The sequence below is a fragment of the Hyunsoonleella aquatilis genome (assembly GCF_014270105.1).
Classification (GTDB): Bacteria; Bacteroidota; Bacteroidia; order Flavobacteriales; family Flavobacteriaceae; genus Jejuia; species Jejuia aquatilis.
Genome location: NZ_JACNMF010000004.1, coordinates 377,619 through 394,915, shown reverse-complemented (window position 1 = coordinate 394,915; position 17,297 = coordinate 377,619). Strand labels below are relative to the sequence as shown.

14 protein-coding genes are annotated in these 17,297 nt (G+C 39.5%); 7 read left to right on the top strand and 7 right to left on the bottom strand.

Translation table 11 applies throughout. The features are described from left to right. Positions 1 to 116: 116 nt before the first annotated feature. The 5 genes from H7U19_RS13305 to H7U19_RS13285 all read right to left on the bottom strand — a co-directional run bounded on the left by H7U19_RS13305 (position 117) and on the right by H7U19_RS13285 (position 6,394). Positions 117 to 1,037: a cbb3-type cytochrome c oxidase N-terminal domain-containing protein gene (locus tag H7U19_RS13305; protein WP_186563155.1), complete on the bottom strand. Its 921-nt coding sequence runs from the start codon at positions 1,035 to 1,037 to the stop codon at positions 117 to 119. After that, positions 1,034 to 1,219 (bottom strand): CcoQ/FixQ family Cbb3-type cytochrome c oxidase assembly chaperone, encoded by a 186-nt coding sequence (locus H7U19_RS13300; protein WP_186563153.1) that lies wholly within the window; start codon positions 1,217 to 1,219, stop codon positions 1,034 to 1,036. Before H7U19_RS13300 ends, H7U19_RS13305 begins: the two co-directional genes overlap by 4 nt. 18 nt (positions 1,220 to 1,237) lie before the next feature. Beyond that, on the bottom strand, positions 1,238 to 3,421 hold the full coding sequence (gene ccoN / locus H7U19_RS13295; protein ID WP_186563151.1) for a cytochrome-c oxidase, cbb3-type subunit I: 2,184 nt from the start codon (positions 3,419 to 3,421) through the stop codon (positions 1,238 to 1,240). A gap of 10 nt (positions 3,422 to 3,431) precedes the next feature. Next, positions 3,432 to 3,617, bottom strand: a complete 186-nt coding sequence (ccoS, locus tag H7U19_RS13290) for a cbb3-type cytochrome oxidase assembly protein CcoS (protein ID WP_186563149.1) — start codon at positions 3,615 to 3,617, stop codon at positions 3,432 to 3,434. Positions 3,618 to 4,018: 401 nt separating this feature from the next. After that, positions 4,019 to 6,394, bottom strand: coding sequence for a heavy metal translocating P-type ATPase (locus H7U19_RS13285; RefSeq protein ID WP_186563147.1), 2,376 nt, complete (start codon positions 6,392 to 6,394; stop codon positions 4,019 to 4,021). A 107-nt stretch (positions 6,395 to 6,501) separates the two neighbouring features. Between H7U19_RS13285 and H7U19_RS13280 the strand changes: the two genes are divergently transcribed. The 7 genes from H7U19_RS13280 (at position 6,502) to H7U19_RS13250 (ending at position 15,061) form a co-directional block, all read left to right on the top strand. Next, positions 6,502 to 7,179 (top strand): Crp/Fnr family transcriptional regulator, encoded by a 678-nt coding sequence (locus tag H7U19_RS13280; RefSeq protein WP_186563145.1) that lies wholly within the window; start codon positions 6,502 to 6,504, stop codon positions 7,177 to 7,179. Positions 7,180 to 7,267: 88 nt separating this feature from the next. Next, positions 7,268 to 8,398, top strand: a complete 1,131-nt coding sequence (locus H7U19_RS13275) for a vWA domain-containing protein (RefSeq protein WP_186563143.1) — start codon at positions 7,268 to 7,270, stop codon at positions 8,396 to 8,398. A gap of 98 nt (positions 8,399 to 8,496) precedes the next feature. Beyond that, positions 8,497 to 8,856, top strand: a complete 360-nt coding sequence (locus tag H7U19_RS13270) for an endonuclease domain-containing protein (RefSeq protein WP_186563141.1) — start codon at positions 8,497 to 8,499, stop codon at positions 8,854 to 8,856. Positions 8,857 to 9,089: 233 nt separating this feature from the next. Beyond that, complete coding sequence (locus H7U19_RS13265; protein ID WP_186563139.1) at positions 9,090 to 10,550, top strand: MoxR family ATPase; 1,461 nt, start codon at positions 9,090 to 9,092, stop codon at positions 10,548 to 10,550. Positions 10,551 to 10,788: 238 nt separating this feature from the next. Continuing rightward, the gene (locus tag H7U19_RS13260; RefSeq protein ID WP_186563137.1) at positions 10,789 to 12,870 is read left to right on the top strand and encodes an HAD-IIB family hydrolase; all 2,082 of its coding nucleotides are present in this window, start codon (positions 10,789 to 10,791) and stop codon (positions 12,868 to 12,870) included. A 21-nt stretch (positions 12,871 to 12,891) separates the two neighbouring features. Continuing rightward, positions 12,892 to 14,166, top strand: coding sequence for a glycosyltransferase (locus H7U19_RS13255; RefSeq protein WP_186563135.1), 1,275 nt, complete (start codon positions 12,892 to 12,894; stop codon positions 14,164 to 14,166). A gap of 10 nt (positions 14,167 to 14,176) precedes the next feature. Beyond that, positions 14,177 to 15,061, top strand: coding sequence for a carbohydrate kinase family protein (locus tag H7U19_RS13250; protein ID WP_186563133.1), 885 nt, complete (start codon positions 14,177 to 14,179; stop codon positions 15,059 to 15,061). Between the two features lie 5 nt (positions 15,062 to 15,066). Here H7U19_RS13250 and H7U19_RS13245 read toward each other — a convergent pair whose 3' ends face one another. Both H7U19_RS13245 and H7U19_RS13240 read right to left on the bottom strand, forming a co-directional pair. Further along, positions 15,067 to 15,642, bottom strand: coding sequence for a YdeI/OmpD-associated family protein (locus H7U19_RS13245; RefSeq protein WP_186563131.1), 576 nt, complete (start codon positions 15,640 to 15,642; stop codon positions 15,067 to 15,069). Between the two features lie 3 nt (positions 15,643 to 15,645). Then, the gene (locus H7U19_RS13240; RefSeq protein ID WP_186563129.1) at positions 15,646 to 17,292 is read right to left on the bottom strand and encodes a M1 family metallopeptidase; all 1,647 of its coding nucleotides are present in this window, start codon (positions 17,290 to 17,292) and stop codon (positions 15,646 to 15,648) included. Positions 17,293 to 17,297 lie beyond the last annotated feature (5 nt).

The window sequence follows — 17,297 nt, the reverse complement described above, 5'->3', positions numbered from 1 at the left end:
TGTGTTTGAGGCTTCTTTTTAAAGACCTACAAGGTCTCGAAAACCTTGCAGGTCAAATGTTTAGTTTAGCTTAGTTTGATATGATGTACTTGAAATCTTTAGTTTTTCTAATGAAATTATTGAACTGCATCAGATACCGCTTCAACAGCTTCGGCGGGAGCACTTTCATCTACCCAAATATCGCCCTCCGGAGCTTTAGGTTCTGCAGGTGTTGTCCCTTGGAAAGTCAGCACATAACTTGCTACTTGTGCCATTTCGGACGGTTTTAAACTCTGCTTCCAAGCAATCATCCCTTTACCGTCACGACCACCTTCGGAAATCGTTCTAAAGACATTTTTAATTCCGCCACCAAGAATCCAATGTTGATCCGTCAAATTCGGACCGATACCTCCACCACCGTCAGCTTTATGACAGGCGACACAGTTGGTTTCAAAAATGGCTTGCCCAGCCTTAAGGTCGGAAGCTTCGGTCAACATAGTAACCGTATTGATATCTACCAAATCCTTGGCTGTCTTTTTATACTCTTCAATGGCAACTCTCGCTTCGGCTAATTCGGTTTCCAATTCATCGAGTTGCGTATCGCCATCAAAAATGTGATAGCGCACTAAATAAATTCCGGCAAAGATGATAGTGGCATAAAAGCCATACACCCACCATGGCGGTAAATTGTTGTCCAGCTCTTTGATGCCGTCATAATTGTGGTCTAAAATAATCTCACCTTCTTCCTCAAGTGGTTTTTGCCCCAATAGTTTTATGTAGGTGTCTTTTAACCATTTAAACTCAAACGACTTTTCCTTTTCTGCCAAGAACTTAGCTTTAGCTTCTTCGTCCAATTTGTGAAGCATGACGTTTTCCAATGCACCAACAATGGCTTCAATGGCAATTAAAATCAACAATACCAGCAAGAGAAACAATAGTACTGCCGGATATTCGATAAAGGCGGGTTTTTCACCCGAATCTATAAAGAATTCAACTGCTCCGAAAATAATCAGGAAAACTACAGGAACGCGAATCCAGGATGGAACTAAATTTCTCATAATATGTCGTTGTTTTGGTTGTCTAAAGGAATGTTGCTTACTTTTTTGATATAGTCTTTTTTAGCGGAAACGACCCACCAAAATAAGGCCACAAAAAAGATGAAAAAGATGAGTAGCGAAATGATAGGATAGATTTCTATCCCCGTGATGCTCTCCATATGGTTTTTTACAAATTTTAACATGATGCTTTATTTTGAGGGTTAATTCTGCGCGGTTTCAACTTTAATGTCCGTACCCAATCGCTGTAAATAAGCGATAAGTGCCACAATCTCGCGGTTCTTCATTTCTACGAAAGCCTCTCCGTTTTCTGTGGCATAATTTTTATCCGCTTCATAAGTTTTCGCAAAATCAGGATCGCTATACAGGTTTTGCTCGATTTGAGTCCCCTGAGCTGTCATACTTTGTTGCGCGTTGGCAATCTCTTCATCCGAATACGGTACGCCCAGCGACACCATAGTTTTCATTTTGGCTTCGGTTTGCGATTTGTCTAACTCATTCTTTATCAGCCATTGGTAACGCGGCATGATAGAACCGGATGAGGTACTTTGCGGATCGTACATGTGGTTGAAATGCCAGTTATCGGAGTACTTGCCACCTATACGGTGTAAATCCGGCCCGGTACGTTTACTTCCCCAAAGGAAAGGATGGTCGTACACAAATTCTCCAGCTTTTGAGTATTCGCCATAACGTTCCACCTCACTTCTGAACGGACGTATCATTTGGGAGTGACAGCCCACACAGCCTTCGCGGATGTAAATATCCCTACCTTCCAATTCCAAAGGTGTATATGGTTTCACACTGGCAATGGTCGGGATATTCGATTTCACCATAATCGTCGGTACAATCTGAATAATGCCTCCAATCAAAATAGCCACAGTAGCCAATAACGTCAATTGAATTGGGCGTCTTTCCAACCACGTGTGCCAGCCTTCGCTAGACGTACGCCTTTTGGTCACACGTTCTAATGCAGGGGCTTCGGCCAATTCGTCTTCAACTTTGCTGCCACTTCTTACAGTAGCAATTACGTTGTACACAAGTATCAGCATCCCTACGATATACAATGTACCACCGATAGCACGCATCCAATACATGGGGATAATTTCGGTAACAGTTTCCAAGAAGTTACCGTAAACCAATGTCCCATCAGGGTTGAACTGCTTCCACATACTAGCCTGTGTAAATCCGGCAACATACATCGGCAACGCATAAATAATAATACCTAAAGTACCCAACCAGAAATGCAGATTGGCTAGTGGCAACGAATGCAGTTTAGTTTTAAACAGGCGAGGTATCAAATAGTAAATCATACCAAAAGCCATAAAACCGTTCCAAGCTAAAGCACCAACGTGTACGTGGGCAATAATCCAATCGGTAAAGTGAGCAATAGCGTTTACATTTTTAAGCGAAAGGGTTGGCCCTTCAAAAGTAGCCATACCATAACCGGTAATCGCCACAACCATAAATTTCAATACAGGGTCGGTTCGTACTTTGTCCCAAGCCCCACGAAGGGTCAATAGTCCGTTAATCATACCACCCCAAGAAGGCATTAGCAACATCACAGAGAATGTCACCCCAAGATTTTGTGCCCAATCGGGTAAAGCCGTATATAATAAGTGGTGTGGTCCTGCCCAGATATAGATAAAAATCAACGACCAGAAGTGGATGATAGACAGTCTATAGGAATACACCGGTCTATTCGCCGCCTTCGGTATAAAGTAGTACATCAGTCCCAAGAAAGGCGTGGTGAGGAAAAACGCCACCGCATTATGCCCATACCACCATTGCACTAGTGCATCCTGGACACCGGCATACACCGAGTAACTTTTTAGGCCGCTCACAGGTAATTCTAAACTATTGAAAATATGGAGTACTGCAACGGTAACCACGGTAGCGATATAAAACCAAATGGCCACATACAAATGGCGTTGGCGACGCTTTAAAATCGTCCAAATCATATTCACCCCAAAAACAACCCAAACCAGTGCAATGGCAATATCAATTGGCCACTCCAGCTCGGCATATTCTTTGGAAGTGGTAATACCCAAGGGCAGGGTAATTGCCGCAGCGACTATAATCAATTGCCATCCCCAAAAGTTGATGTTGCTCAGCAGGTCGCTCGCCATACGCGTTTTCAACAGGCGCTGTAGCGAGTAATACACCCCTGCAAACATGGCGTTCCCTACAAAGGCAAAAATCACCGCATTGGTGTGCAAAGGCCGCAAACGACCAAAACTCAACCACGAGATGCCATCGGTCAAATTCGGGAATAAAAACATAAAGGCAAGCAGTAAACCTACCACCATTCCTACAACCCCAAAAATAATGGTGGCATAAAGGAACTTAGTAACGATTTTATTATCGTAATGAAATTGTTGCATTTCCATATCTAAATATTTAATCTTTCTTGGTTAGTATCGTTTTATCGGTTTTATCTTTGATTAATTCGTCCTCGAATAACATGCGGACAGACGGGGTGTAGCTATCATCAAACTGACCCTTTTTTACAGCAACAACAAATGCCACAAAAAATGCAACAGCCACAATAATGCTTACTGCAAGCAAAACATATATAACACTCATACCTAATTGAAGTTACGGTTCAAAAATACTTTTATACATATATTTAAAAGATGACAATTGTCATGTTTCATTTTATTTTTTGGGCGTTACCCGCAAGGGGTCGGGCTTTCCGTTCCAAGTCCTCGTCACGCCTTAGGGCGTGACTGTGGGCTTTCCTCTACAATCCCTAACGCGGGCAAATCTGCCAGTTTTTGTTCCATTGCAAACCAACATCTCATTTGCCAAAGTTTTTAAACCTCTGAGTTTTTCTTAAGGAAAAACTCACTTCCCTTTAAAAAAGGGAGGAGCTGTATCCAAACTAATTTCTATCCTCATCCAGCTCTCCTCTTATTTTAAGAGGAGAATGAATTCTGATTTTTTTTTAAAATCAGAAGAAAGAGGAGTTCAACAGGACTCCAATGCTACCTCAGTTTCCGTCCCAATATGTTCGTGCAAACCGTTGTAAACACTACAATACTAATCGAGCTCAAAGGCATCAAAATGGCAGCAACCACAGGAGCCAATTGTCCTGTAACTGCAAAATAAAGCCCAATTACATTGTAAATAAACGATAGCACAAAACTCCATTTTATAATAGTGATGGCCGATTTTGAGGCTTTGATAAATCTATACAGCATATTGAATTTGCCGGCATCCAAAATCGCATCACAAGCAGGTGAAAACACATTCACATCCTCCGAAATAGCGATGCCAACATCGCTTTGCGCCAATGCCCCAGCATCGTTAAGCCCATCACCAATCATCAATACTTTTACCCCAGAATTTTGATGGTGCTTGATGTATTCCAATTTATCCTCCGGCTTTTGGTTAAAAAACAATTTGGTTTTGGCCGGCAACAGCTTGGTTAAATTCTCTCGTTCCCCAGCATTATCCCCCGAAAGAATCACTAAATCATAGTCTTTTTTGAGCCTGTTGAATAATTTCGACAGCCCTTTTCTGTATTTATTATAAAAGGTAAACTTGCCTTTATAGCGGTTGTTGGTGCTGACGTGAACTGCGGTGTTCAATGTCACCGCATCCGTTTGATGGCCCACAAAAGGTGCTGAACCAATTTTTATAAAATCATCTTTGTGTTTTGCCGAAATGCCCTTCCCGATATGTTCTTCGTAATCATCCAAAGTCAAGATGTCATTGTCTTCTAAAAGGCTATACAGCGAACGGCTCAAAGGGTGATTTGAATTCCTCAACGAGCTTTTCAAAAGGATTTCTTCTGCATCCGAAAGCGTTTCGCCTTCGTATGAAATCGAAGATTCCTTATTGGCCGTAATCGTTCCAGTTTTATCAAATATAATGGTGTCAATCGAGGCCAATTGCTCAATCACCGAAGCGTTTTTGGCATAGAATTTCAATTTGCCAAAAATCCGTAACAGGTTGCCAAAGGTGAAAGGGGAGGCCAAGGCAATGGCGCAAGGACAAGCAATAATCAATACTGCTGTAAATACATTTAAGGCTTTGGATGAGTCCGCAAAAAGCCAATAACTTGTTGCAATTAGGGCGATACTGAGTACGGCCAGTGTAAAATGTTTGCTGATTCTATTGGTGAGATTCGTAAAGCTGTCCTCCTTGTTTTTATTGAACACATCGTTACTCCACAATTGGGTCAGATAACTTTGCTCCACGGTTTTTAAAACATCCACTTCAATACTGCCTTCCGTCTGTTTGCCACCTGCAAATAATTTATCGCCCGATTGTTTCGAAACCGCATCCGATTCGCCAGTCACAAAACTGTAATCAATACGGGCATTCCCCTTAATCAAAATACAATCCACGGGAATCAATTCTTCATTTCTAATCAACAATCTATCCCCTTTTTTAATATCGTAAACCTGTATGGATTCCTCTGAACCATCATTCAAAATCTTCGTAATTCCGATAGGAAAATAAGATTTGTAATCCCTTTCAAATGATAGAAAATTATAGGTTTTCTGCTGGAAGAATTTTCCAAGCAACAAAAAGAACACCAAACCAGATAAACTATCAAAAAAGCCCGTGCCGATGTCAAAAACGATTTCAGCAGTACTTCTTAAAAATAATACGGTTATGCCCAAGGCTATGGGCACATCAATATTTAAAAGTTTGGAAGTTAAACCCTTGTAGGCAGATACAAAATAGTCCTGAGAGCAATAAAACACTACCGGAAGCGAAAAGGTAAACATCAGCCACCTGAAGGTGTGTTTAAATTGTTCCAACCAATATTCGCCCACTTCAAAATACTCGGGAAAGGACAAAAACATAATGTTGCCAAATGCAAATCCCGCAATACCCAATTTGTAAATCAAAGAGCGGTCCACATTCTTTTTGCCGACGCTATAATCATCCAAACTTATAAACGGCTCATAGCCTATGCTACTTAACAATCGCACTAAATCCTTAAGCGAAAAATTATCTGTATGATAATTAACCCTAACCGTTTTCTTTCCAAAATTCACGATGGATGAACTCACCGCGGGATTCAACTTATTCAAATTTTCTAAAATCCAAATACAGGAACTGCAATGTATATGTGGAATATAAAGGGTAACGATTTGTGTTTTATCATCATTAAACTCCAACAGACTTTCAACAATCTTTTTATTGTCCAAAAAGTTGTATTTGCCCTCAATTTCTTTTGGGGTTGCACCCGGAGCGTTCTCTAAATCGTAATAGCAAGTTAAATCGTTTGCAGAAAATATCTCGTACACGGTTTTGCAACCGTTACAACAAAACGATTTGTCATCAAAGATGATTTCAGAAGATGTGGCATCCAAACCACAGTGGAAACATTTAGAATGCTCCATATTATTTGCTCATTTATACCTGAAGCAAAATTCAAAAATCAAAGGGTTTTAAAATATGATATCTGTCATGTTTTGTTTATTTTTACACATCAAACAAACATAGTGGTATGGGCAAATGCGAGCAATGCATTATTAAGCAATTTAATGCGCTTAAATCGTTGACTAAAGATGAGTTAGTTAGAATTTCAGCGTGTAAAACTTCAAAAATTATAAAAAAAGGCGAGGTCATTTTTGAGGAAGGTGATACGATAAATGGGGTGTATTGCGTCAAGGATGGTATCTGTAAATTGTCTAAATTAAGTGAAAACGGCAAGGACCAAATTGTAAAAATGGTGGTAAAAGGTCAGTTGATCGGGCAACGTTCTTTGGTGAGTAATCAAAGTGCCAATCTTCAGGCTACGGCGCTCAATGATATGGAAGTTTGCTTTATACCCCGAAGTGAGATTATATCCGATCTGCAGAAAAACCCAAAGTTTTCGTTCGATATGCTAAAGGATATGGCGAACGATTTAAGGGAGGCAGATGATATTATTGTGAATATGGCTCAAAAATCTGTTCGACAGCGCTTGGCTGAAACTTTAATTTACATTCATGAGAGTTTTGGTGTAAACCCGGATGGTACTTTGAGTATTTTGTTATCACGCGAGGATTATGCTAATATCGTGGGTACGGCTACAGAGTCCGCCATTAGGGTGCTTTCCCAGTTCAAAAAAGAGGGCATGATTTCAACTATTGGCAAATTCATCAAGATAGAGGACATCAATGCGCTTAGAAGGGTGGAATAGTACCTATTCAATTTTATTGTTAAAGAATAGATAAATCTAATTAAGAGGTCATTCGTCTTCTATAAAAATGTAGTATTTTTATGGAGCTATGAATAAATCTCGTGCTTCAAAAACCGGCTTCGTTTTTAGGACTTACGAAACCCCCTACCAATCCCCATTTGAAAAGCTTTTCGATATTTTCAAGGAACTGATAACGTATACCTCAGGTGATTTTGATGAGGCTATCGATTGGCTACGGGAATTAGACAAAGAGTACAAACTCACCACACCGGATTATACAATTGAGGATTTTATTGAGGACCTGAAAAAGAAAGGTTACTTAAGAGAGGAAATTGATCCTGACGGCAACGGAAGTGGCTTGGCCATTACGGCAAAAACGGAACGCGCTATTCGCCAGCAAGCATTAGATCATATTTTTGGCAAGATAAAACGAAGCGGACAAGGTAATCACAAAAGCAAAAGCCCCGGAATTGGAGATGAACACACGGGTGATTTTAGGGCCTATCAATTTGGTGATGCTTTGGATAAAGTATCAATGACAGAGAGCTTAAAAAATGCCCAGATCAATCATGGAATTTCAGATTTTACCCTGTCGGAAGATGATTTGGTGATTGAGGAAACTCTACATAAGTCCCAAATGAGTACGGTGCTGATGATTGATATCAGCCATAGTATGATTTTGTATGGTGAAGACCGCATCACCCCCGCCAAAAAAGTGGCAATGGCTTTGGCGGAGTTGATCACCACCCGATACCCGAAAGACACATTGGATATCATCGTTTTTGGTAATGACGCTTGGCGGATCGAAATTAAAGATTTGCCCTATTTAAAAGTAGGGCCGTACCATACTAATACCGTTGCAGGTTTACAATTGGCGATGGATATACTCCGAAGAAAAAGAAACACCAACAAACAAATTTTTATGATAACCGATGGCAAGCCGAGTTGTTTACGATTGCCGGATGGACAGTATTATAAAAATAGCATGGGACTAGATTCTCATATTATCAACAAGTGTTATATGATGGCACAACAGGCCAGACGGTTGCATATCCCCATCACCACATTTATGATTGCAAAGGATAGCTATTTGATGCAATTTGTACGGGAGTTTACCTATGCCAACCAAGGCAAGGCATTTTATACCGGATTGAAAGGTCTGGGTGAAATGATTTTTGAGGATTATGAAACGAATCGGAAAAAGAGGATAAGAGGATGATATTTTAAGAGCAAGACTGGCTCCTCTCTTTTCAAAAAGGGAGGTGGATTCCGATTCCTAAAGAATCGGAATTCGGAGGGTTAAAAATTTAGAATAAGATGAAGCAAAACACACACACATTAAAGCATTTAAAAGAGAAACGTGCAGAACTAAGAAAATCATTAACTCCAGCTGAAGCATATTTATGGAAACATTTGAAAGCAAGGCAGTTTGAAGGTAGACGATTCAATAGGCAACACAGTATCAAAAATTATATAGTTGACTTTTATTGTGCTAAGGAAAAACTAATTATTGAGTTGGATAGTGAAGTCCATAATAATGCTTTAGCTCAAGAAAATGATGAGAAAAGAACAAAAGGTTTAGAGGAATTGGGTTATACTGTAGTCAGATTTGAAAACAAAATGGTATTTGAGAATTTGGCTTCAGTTTTTATGGAAATTCAAAGTAATTTTAAATAAAACTCCTCTTTCTTCTGATTTTACTTTTGGAAAATCAGAATTCATTCTCCTCTTAAATTTAAGAGGAGAGCCAATGGATAAAGAATAAATTGATAGGGCATTAAAATCAGCAAAAATATAATTGTATCAAGTTTCTCCCTTTTTGAAAGGGAGGTGGATTCCAATTCCTAAGAATTGGAATTCGGAGGGTTTAAAACCCAAAAGAATAAAAAACAAAAAGATTGAAAAAGTCTATGAAAAAAATAAAAACACTAGGTGCACTAAATCTAACAGGATACCAATCCAAATCGATAAAGGATGAATTAAGAGACAACCTCATTGAAAAAATAAAAAATAAGGAGACCACTTTTGAAGGTGTTCACGGTTACGAAAACACGGTGATTCCTGAATTGGAACGTGCCATTTTATCCCGACATAATATTAACCTTCTGGGCTTGCGAGGGCAAGCCAAAACACGTTTAGCACGTTTGATGTTAAATTTACTGGACGAGTACATTCCCGTAGTTGAAGGCTCAGAAATTAACGATGACCCGTTCCATCCAATTTCGAGATATGCCACTGAATTGATTAAGGAAAAAGGTGATGATACTCCCATTTCGTGGTTGCACAGAAGTGAACGGTTTGCAGAAAAATTAGCAACACCTGATGTTACCGTTGCGGATATTATTGGTGATGTGGATCCCATCAAGGCGGCCAACTTGAAATTGAGCTATGCAGATGACCGTGTCATTCATTACGGCATGATTCCACGGGCCAATCGCTGTATTTTTGTGATTAACGAATTGCCTGATTTGCAGGCCAGAATTCAGGTGGCGCTCTTTAATATTTTACAAGAAGGTGATATTCAAATTCGAGGGTTTAAGGTTCGATTACCTTTGGATATTCAATTTTTGTTTACAGCAAACCCGGAAGATTATACCAATCGAGGTAGTATCGTGACACCTTTAAAGGATAGAATTGGGTCTCAAATTTTAACCCATTATCCTGAAGATATCGAAACTGCCCGAATTATCACCGCGCAAGAAGCCAAAGTGGTTGAAAGTCAAAAGGAACATATATTAGTGCCAAGTTTGGCTAAAGACCTTTTAGAGCAAATCGTTTTTGAGGCTAGGGAAAGTGAATATATTGATGCCAAAAGTGGGGTCAGCGCCCGTTTGAGCATTACAGCATTCGAGAATTTATTGAGCACTGCCGAGCGTAGGGCATTGTTGGCCGGAGATAATAATACCATGGTCCGTTTAAGTGATTTTATGGGCGTTATTCCCTCTATCACTGGAAAAGTTGAACTGGTGTATGAAGGCGAGCAGGAAGGTGCGGCCGTGGTTGCTTATAATTTAATTGGCGAGGCGGTAAAGAGCTTGTTCGAAGCCTATTTTCCTAAAATTGAAAAACTAAAGAAACAGGATGAAGAAACGCCTTATGACGATATCGTATCATGGTTTTTTAACCAAAAAGAAGGTTTCGAATTGCTGGACGATTTAAGGGATAAGGAATATCGGTCCATGTTGGATGGGGTTGCCCCGTTGGATGATTTGTTGGGTGCTTACCAGCCAAACTTGGGAAAAGAAGAAAGTTACTTTGTAAAAGAATTTGTGTTATGGGCTCTAGCAGAATACAAACAATTGAGCAAAAACCGCTTTAAACAAGGCATCCAATTCAAGGATCCTTACGGTAGTTTTATAAGCGGTATTTAAGGCTTTTTTAAAGCTAGTTTTGTAAAATAAAACTTTCAAAAAAAGCAAATTCCTTGTTGTCAAATACTCAAAAAATCAGGAGTCATTTTTCTGATTTAGTATTCTTGTGCTCTCAATTTATCACATTGTGAATAGTCGTCACAATAAGTCGTTTTTCCTTGTTTTTTTGTTAAAAATCTGCTATTTTAATCAAAATTTGAGTAAAAAACGCTCAAAAACTGTAAATTTTAGATACTTCATGAAAATAGCCGAAGACCTTAATCAAACCGATATTAGCCTTCTTTCATTCGATATAGATAATACCTTAATAGACTTTCACACCTTTAAAAGCAATTTCCGTAAGATTTGGGAGAAATACAAGCCTGAAGATGTCCTGTTAACCTATAATACTGGACGATTGATTGACGACGTCCTTAATTTAATTGCCAAGGGCATTCTGCCAAAACCCGATTATATCATTTCAGGGGTTGGCACCCATATTTACAATTATAAGGAAAAAAAGGTAGTTAAGGAGTTTAATGATGTTTTGGATGATGGTTGGGATTTGAAATCGGTTGAAAATGTTATTCAAAATATTGACCATCCTATTAGTGAACAACCCACGAAATTCCAGCATGCCTATAAGCGGAGTTATTTTTTTCATGATGCCACTCCAGAATTAATTGCAAGTGTTGAACAGGATTTTGCCGACGCTAATATGCATGTTAATGTGGTTTATTCCGGGGATAAATTTCTCGATATTCTTCCGAAGTTTGCCAATAAGGCCAATGCTTTGCAATGGTTACTTAAGCAGTTAAAGATAAAGTCAAATGCCGTTTTGGTAGCTGGAGATAGTGGTAACGATTCCGCCATGTTTGATGTAAAGGATGTTAAAGGTATAGTAGTGGCCAATGCCCATGAGGAGTTATACCAATATACCAAACATCGTCAAGTATATCATACCGAAAATGAGAAGGGAGATGGTATCATTGAAGGTTTAATTTATTATGGAGTATTGCCAGAGGATGCCAAAGTGGATACGAATGTAGATCATACTGAAGACTTTTTCATTCAACAGGAATTGAGCCATATAGCTACTGAGGATGAAGATGAGAAAATCGCCTTAATAAAGGAAGGCTATAAAAAGGCCATTGAAGCCTTGAAAAAAAATATTACACCATTAGGGTTCTCTGCTTGTTCAATAGAAGATAATGTGGCACATGGAACAGATGAAAACTATTATAGTGTTTGGGCTAGAGACGGTGCTATTACTGTTATTGGAGCTTTGCCATTAATCAAAAAAGATAAAGAAATCCATAAATGTGCGCGACAAACACTGGTTACGTTGTTTGAGCATATTTCTAGAAACGGGCAAATACCCTCAAATGTTAGGATAAAGGACAATGTGCCCGATTATTCTGGAGTAGGCGGTATCTGTTCCATTGATAGCGGTATTTGGACGGTGATTGCGTTTTACGAATATGTTTCGGTCACCAAGGACATTAAATTCCTTAGGGAATACATTTCTGATATTAAGGAAACAATGCGATGGTTGGGTGCGCACGATAGTAATAATGATGCACTTTTAGAAATCCCAGAAGCAGGAGATTGGACCGACTTATTTGGAAGGAGTTATAACATTCTTTATGATGAAATTTTATGGTATCGCTCCAATGTATGTTTTGGTCGTATGCTGGAAATGTTGGGCGATCATGAACAGGCGGGGGAGTATATCCGTTGGTCTCAGGTCATTAAAAAAGAAATTCTTCAGAATTTTTGGCCATCCACCCAGCAACAATTATTTCAGTCTGTTTCCTTTGCAGAAAAGCAATTTACACTCGGGGACACCTCATATTTAATTGCGCAAACCACGCCATTTGATTTTAGCTGGCGTTGCGATACCTTGGGTAACATTCTTGCATTTCTGCACGGAACCATTGACTCTGAAAAAGCCCATCAAACGTTCAAGTTTATGTTGGGGGTAGGTGTAAATGACCCTTTTCCTGTTGCCAATGTGTATCCAGTTGTTAGTCCAGGCGATCCGGATTGGCGCCCGTATTATACCGTAAATCTTTTGAATTTGCCTAACCACTATCATAATGGTGGAATATGGCCATTCGTTGGTGGGTTCTGGGTAAAGTTTGTCAATAAGTTAGGTCTAAAAGATATTGCCAAGGCCGAATTGTACAAACTGGCTTTAATCAATAAAGAAGGCATTAACGAAGAATGGGAGTTTAACGAATGGGCGCACGGTACAACTGGAAAACCCATGGGAAAGGCATACCAAGCTTGGTCGGCGGCGCAGTACATTTCTGCTTGCCATGACCTGAAAATTATATAAAAACAACTAAAACGAAATATTATGAAATCGATTTTAATGATCTCTTTGCACGGATACGTAGGCGCGAATCCAGAACTGGGAAAACCCGATACGGGAGGACAGGTGGTTTACGTACTCGAACTTGCTGATCGTTTTAGCAGGCTAGGTAAAAAAGTAGATTTGCTCACTAGGCGGTTTGAAGACCAGCCTGAGTACGACCATGTCGATGAGAATTACAGTGTGTGGCGTATCCCTTTCGGGGGTAAGGAATTTATTCGAAAAGAGGATATGCATGACCATTTAAAAAAGTTTGTAACCAATACTTTAGCGGCGATAAAAAAGGAGAACAAAAAGTACGATGTAATTTATTCACATTATTGGGATGCCGGTTGGGCTGGACAAAAAATTGCCGAAGAATTGGGGGTTTCCCATGTGCACACCCCGCATTCCTTAGGATGGTGGAAACAGCATACCATGGGTAGCGATATGGACGAAAAGGAAATGGAAAAAAACTATCGTTTTAAGGAGCGTATCCGAAAGGAGTATTTTGTATTTCAAATGTGTAACCACGTGATTGCTACCACATTGCCACAAGTTGATTTGTTGACGCAACAATACGATGTACTGCCGAGAAACTGTACCATGATTCCACCTGGAATTGATGAAAACCGATTTTATCCCGTGCCAACCAAAGAGAACGATAAAATACGGGCAAAATATGATATCCACCCAACCGATATATTGGCTTTGGGAAGAATGGCACATAACAAAGGATATGACCTGCTAATTAAAGCTTTGCCCACTGTTTTTGAATTAGTACCTGAAGCTCGTTTGGTTGCGGCCGTTGGTGGAGATTCTGAACAGGACAAGCAAGGCATTAAAAAGTTGAAGGAATTGGCCAACGAATTGGGCGTAAATAAAAAAATAAAGTGGAAGAATTATATAGCCGATGAAGATTTGGCCAACGTATATCGTTCTGCAAATATATTCGCTATGCCGTCAAGATACGAGCCATTCGGAATGGTGGCCATTGAGGCCATGGCTTGTGGCACGCCAAGTGTAATTACGGTTCACGGTGGATTATATGATTTGATCGATTTTGGTAATCAAGCTTTATTTGCCGATCCGCATAGACCTTTGGAATTTGGAGCTATGATGGCCATGCCTTTGCTTTACCCTACCTTAAGAAATGAGATTTCTGTTGAGGGTGCACGTTTCGCCCGAAGAAATTTTGGTTGGACTGGTATTGCAAAACGAATGCTTCAGGTCTTTAGAAATTCCATTAACCAACAAACTATGGAATCCAATATTTACTAAACTTGCGTTCATGCCCAAAATAGTCTGTTTCGGTGAAGTGCTTTGGGATATATTTCCAAATGGCGAAAAAAAAATTGGTGGTGCACCCTTAAATGTGGCACTTCGTTTGGCTTCCTTTGGAAATGATGTTGCCATGGTAAGTGCCATCGGGAAAGATGAAAACGGACAGATGTTGTTGAACTTTTTGGTTGAAAACGGATTGAATACTTCATTTGTACAAAAAAAAGATAAATTTAGTACCGGGGAAGTCACCGTAGCATTAAATAAAAAAGGTTCTGCTTCTTATCAAATTGAGCACCCTAGGGCGTGGGATAAAATTGAACTGTCGGATGGATTAAAAGAAACGGTAGCATCATCTGATGCCCTCGTTTTTGGAAGTTTGGTTACTAGGGATGAGGTTTCAAAACAAACCCTTTTGAGTCTCATAGATTTAGCAAAGTACAGTGTTTTCGATTTGAATTTACGGCCACCTCATTATTCAAAAAATATGTTGATTGATTTGATGAATAAGGCCAATTTTATCAAGTTTAATGATGAGGAGCTTTACGAAGTTGCAGGCTATTTGAATTCGGAATACAATGGACTGGAGCAGAATTTAAAGTTCATTTCAAAGCAAACCAATACCCAACATATTTGCGTTACAAAAGGTGAGCACGGTGCCGTTTTACTTTATGATGGGCAACTGTACTACAACAGCGGTTATCAAATCAAAGTGAAGGACACTGTAGGTGCCGGTGATTCTTTTTTAGGGACACTTATTAGTCAATTACTAAATGAAATTGACCCTCAAAAAGCAGTGGATATTGCTTGTGGGGTTGGTGCTTTAGTGGCTAAAAATGAAGGTGCAAACCCCAAATTATCCAAATCTGATATTGAGTCCTTTATTTATCCTTGAATGATTTAGTAGGTGTCTCTGGATTTTATATTTTCATGGCAAAGGCTAATGATTTCGGAAATACGTTTTTGTCGCGTTGCTTCGCGTTTGGCAATATGCAACCAAGACAAGTAACTTTTTCTGTACCCCTTGGAAAAGTTTTGGTAGTTTTCAAAGGCGCGCTCATTTTTATCAAAGGCCTTTTGAAGATCTTTGGGGATAATACCGTTTTCAACATCATCCATGGCACTCCACGTTCCGGTGGTTTTGGCCAATTCAATCATCTGATAACCGGATTCCTGAATCAATCCTGACTGTTCCAGCTCCTCAATATATTTTTTATTAAGTGCACTCCACGTACTTTTGGGATTTCTAGGACAGAAATATTGGCGTCGTCGTCCGTTGCCCAAGCTTTTTACCGTGGAATCAATCCAGCCAAAACATAGCGCAACTTTTACAGCTTCTTCCCAGCGCATGGTGGGTGTATTCATTTCAAGTTTGTAGAAAATGAGGTAAACTCCATTGATTTTGGAATGGTTTTGCAATAGCCAATCGTACCAATCCGCGTCGCGCTCAAAATAAAGCTCAGGTAAGTCTTTCAAATCTTAAATCTGTTTGGAAAGGACATAAAAACCAGGGTCGATTTCAAAAGACTTTATTTTGGAATCAGTCTTTAAAATATGCCAATCCGCCTTCGGAAATAGCCATTGACTTTCGCCGTTGATTTCAATTTGAATGGGCATATCGAACCCTTCAACAATGTTGATCCATCGGTATTTTAAGCTTTTTTTGTCTATCGAATATTCAAGTGTCGGAATTTGAATAGTTCTCAGATATTGATTAAAAAATTCAGTCAGGTCAATACCTGTTTCTTTGCTTAAAAAAGACTCAATTTGTTGAGTGGTTACCGTTTGATGGTAAAACTCCACATTCATTTTGCGCAGAATTTTTCGCCATTTTTCATCATCTTCAATTAATTGACGGAGGGTGTGCAACATGTTAGCCCCTTTGAAATACATATCTCCAGAACCTTCTTTGTTAACATTGTAATGTCCTATGATGGGGCGGTCATTGACTATGGCCCTTCGTGTACCAATAACATATGCCGATGATGCCTCTTTACCAAAATGATAGTCCAAATACAAGTTTTCAGAATATGCCGTAAAACTCTCATGAATCCACATATCGGCAATGTCCTTATTGGTAATGTTATTGGCAAACCATTCGTGTCCGGATTCATGAACGATAATATAATCAAACTTTGATCCCCAGCCCGTACCGGACCAATCTTTTCCCAAGTACCCATTTTGATATCCATTGCCATAGGTTACCGAACTTTGGTGCTCCATCCCTAGATAAGGTGTTTCTACCAATTTGTAGCTATCTGCGTAAAATGGGTATTGACCAAACCAATGTTCAAAAGCCTCAATTGTTTTTGGTGCCTGTTTGAATTGTTTCTTGGCTTTATCGAGGTTATAACTTAGTACATAATAGTCCATATCTAAATTGCCAGCCATGCCATCATATTTCTCCGAAAAATTCACATAATCTCCAATATTGATATTCACGCCATAATTATTTATGGGATTTTTGACTGCCCAATGGTAGGTTTTGGTGTCCCCTATTTGTTCTACCAGTGTTAATCTTCCGTTGGACACATTAACAAGTTTATCCGGAACATTTACACTTATTTTCATACTATCCACTTCATCGTACATATGATCCTTGCATGGCCACCAAACACTGGCGCCCAAACCTTGACAGGACGATGCAATGAAGTGATTCCCATTTTTGTCTTTTGTCCATGAAATACCTCCATCCCATGGCGGGTTGACGGCTTCTCTGGGCTGGCCTTTATAAAACACTTCAATTTCGTTTATGGTACCAATATCTTGGGGTTGAAGTAATGAAATGAAGTGTGCATTCCCGTCATGTTTTATGTCCAAAGTGTCCCCGTTTTGAACAGCGCTTACAAGTTGCATAGGCTCCTGCAAATCAATTTGCATGACAGAATGCGGCTTCAATACTTTATATTGAATTGTGTTTTTTCCGGAAATGAATTTTTTATCTGGATCAACCTTAATATCCAGATGATAATAGGTCAAATCCCACCATTCACGTTCAGGGGTGACACTTCCTCTCAGGGTGTCCTGTCTGGTGAAATTCTTTTTTTCATATAGAAGGGCTTGAGCAGTCAAACCTGTAGTGAAACAAATGGCAATTAGAAAAATGACAAGTTTAAATCTGCGCATTGGCT

Excerpts from the sequence above, each read along its gene's own strand:
- H7U19_RS13260 (WP_186563137.1), top strand. The coding sequence starts at position 10,789 with ATGAAAATAGCCGAAGACCTTAATCAAACCGATATTAGCCTTCTTTCA.
- ccoN (WP_186563151.1), bottom strand. The coding sequence starts at position 3,421 with ATGGAAATGCAACAATTTCATTACGATAATAAAATCGTTACTAAGTTC.
- H7U19_RS13240 (WP_186563129.1), bottom strand. The coding sequence starts at position 17,292 with ATGCGCAGATTTAAACTTGTCATTTTTCTAATTGCCATTTGTTTCACT.
- H7U19_RS13265 (WP_186563139.1), top strand. The coding sequence starts at position 9,090 with ATGAAAAAAATAAAAACACTAGGTGCACTAAATCTAACAGGATACCAA.
- H7U19_RS13300 (WP_186563153.1), bottom strand. The coding sequence starts at position 1,219 with ATGTTAAAATTTGTAAAAAACCATATGGAGAGCATCACGGGGATAGAA.
- ccoS (WP_186563149.1), bottom strand. The coding sequence starts at position 3,617 with ATGAGTGTTATATATGTTTTGCTTGCAGTAAGCATTATTGTGGCTGTT.
- H7U19_RS13270 (WP_186563141.1), top strand. The coding sequence starts at position 8,497 with ATGAAGCAAAACACACACACATTAAAGCATTTAAAAGAGAAACGTGCA.
- H7U19_RS13285 (WP_186563147.1), bottom strand. The coding sequence starts at position 6,394 with ATGGAGCATTCTAAATGTTTCCACTGTGGTTTGGATGCCACATCTTCT.
- H7U19_RS13280 (WP_186563145.1), top strand. The coding sequence starts at position 6,502 with ATGGGCAAATGCGAGCAATGCATTATTAAGCAATTTAATGCGCTTAAA.
- H7U19_RS13255 (WP_186563135.1), top strand. The coding sequence starts at position 12,892 with ATGAAATCGATTTTAATGATCTCTTTGCACGGATACGTAGGCGCGAAT.
- H7U19_RS13305 (WP_186563155.1), bottom strand. The coding sequence starts at position 1,037 with ATGAGAAATTTAGTTCCATCCTGGATTCGCGTTCCTGTAGTTTTCCTG.
- H7U19_RS13250 (WP_186563133.1), top strand. The coding sequence starts at position 14,177 with ATGCCCAAAATAGTCTGTTTCGGTGAAGTGCTTTGGGATATATTTCCA.
- H7U19_RS13275 (WP_186563143.1), top strand. The coding sequence starts at position 7,268 with ATGAATAAATCTCGTGCTTCAAAAACCGGCTTCGTTTTTAGGACTTAC.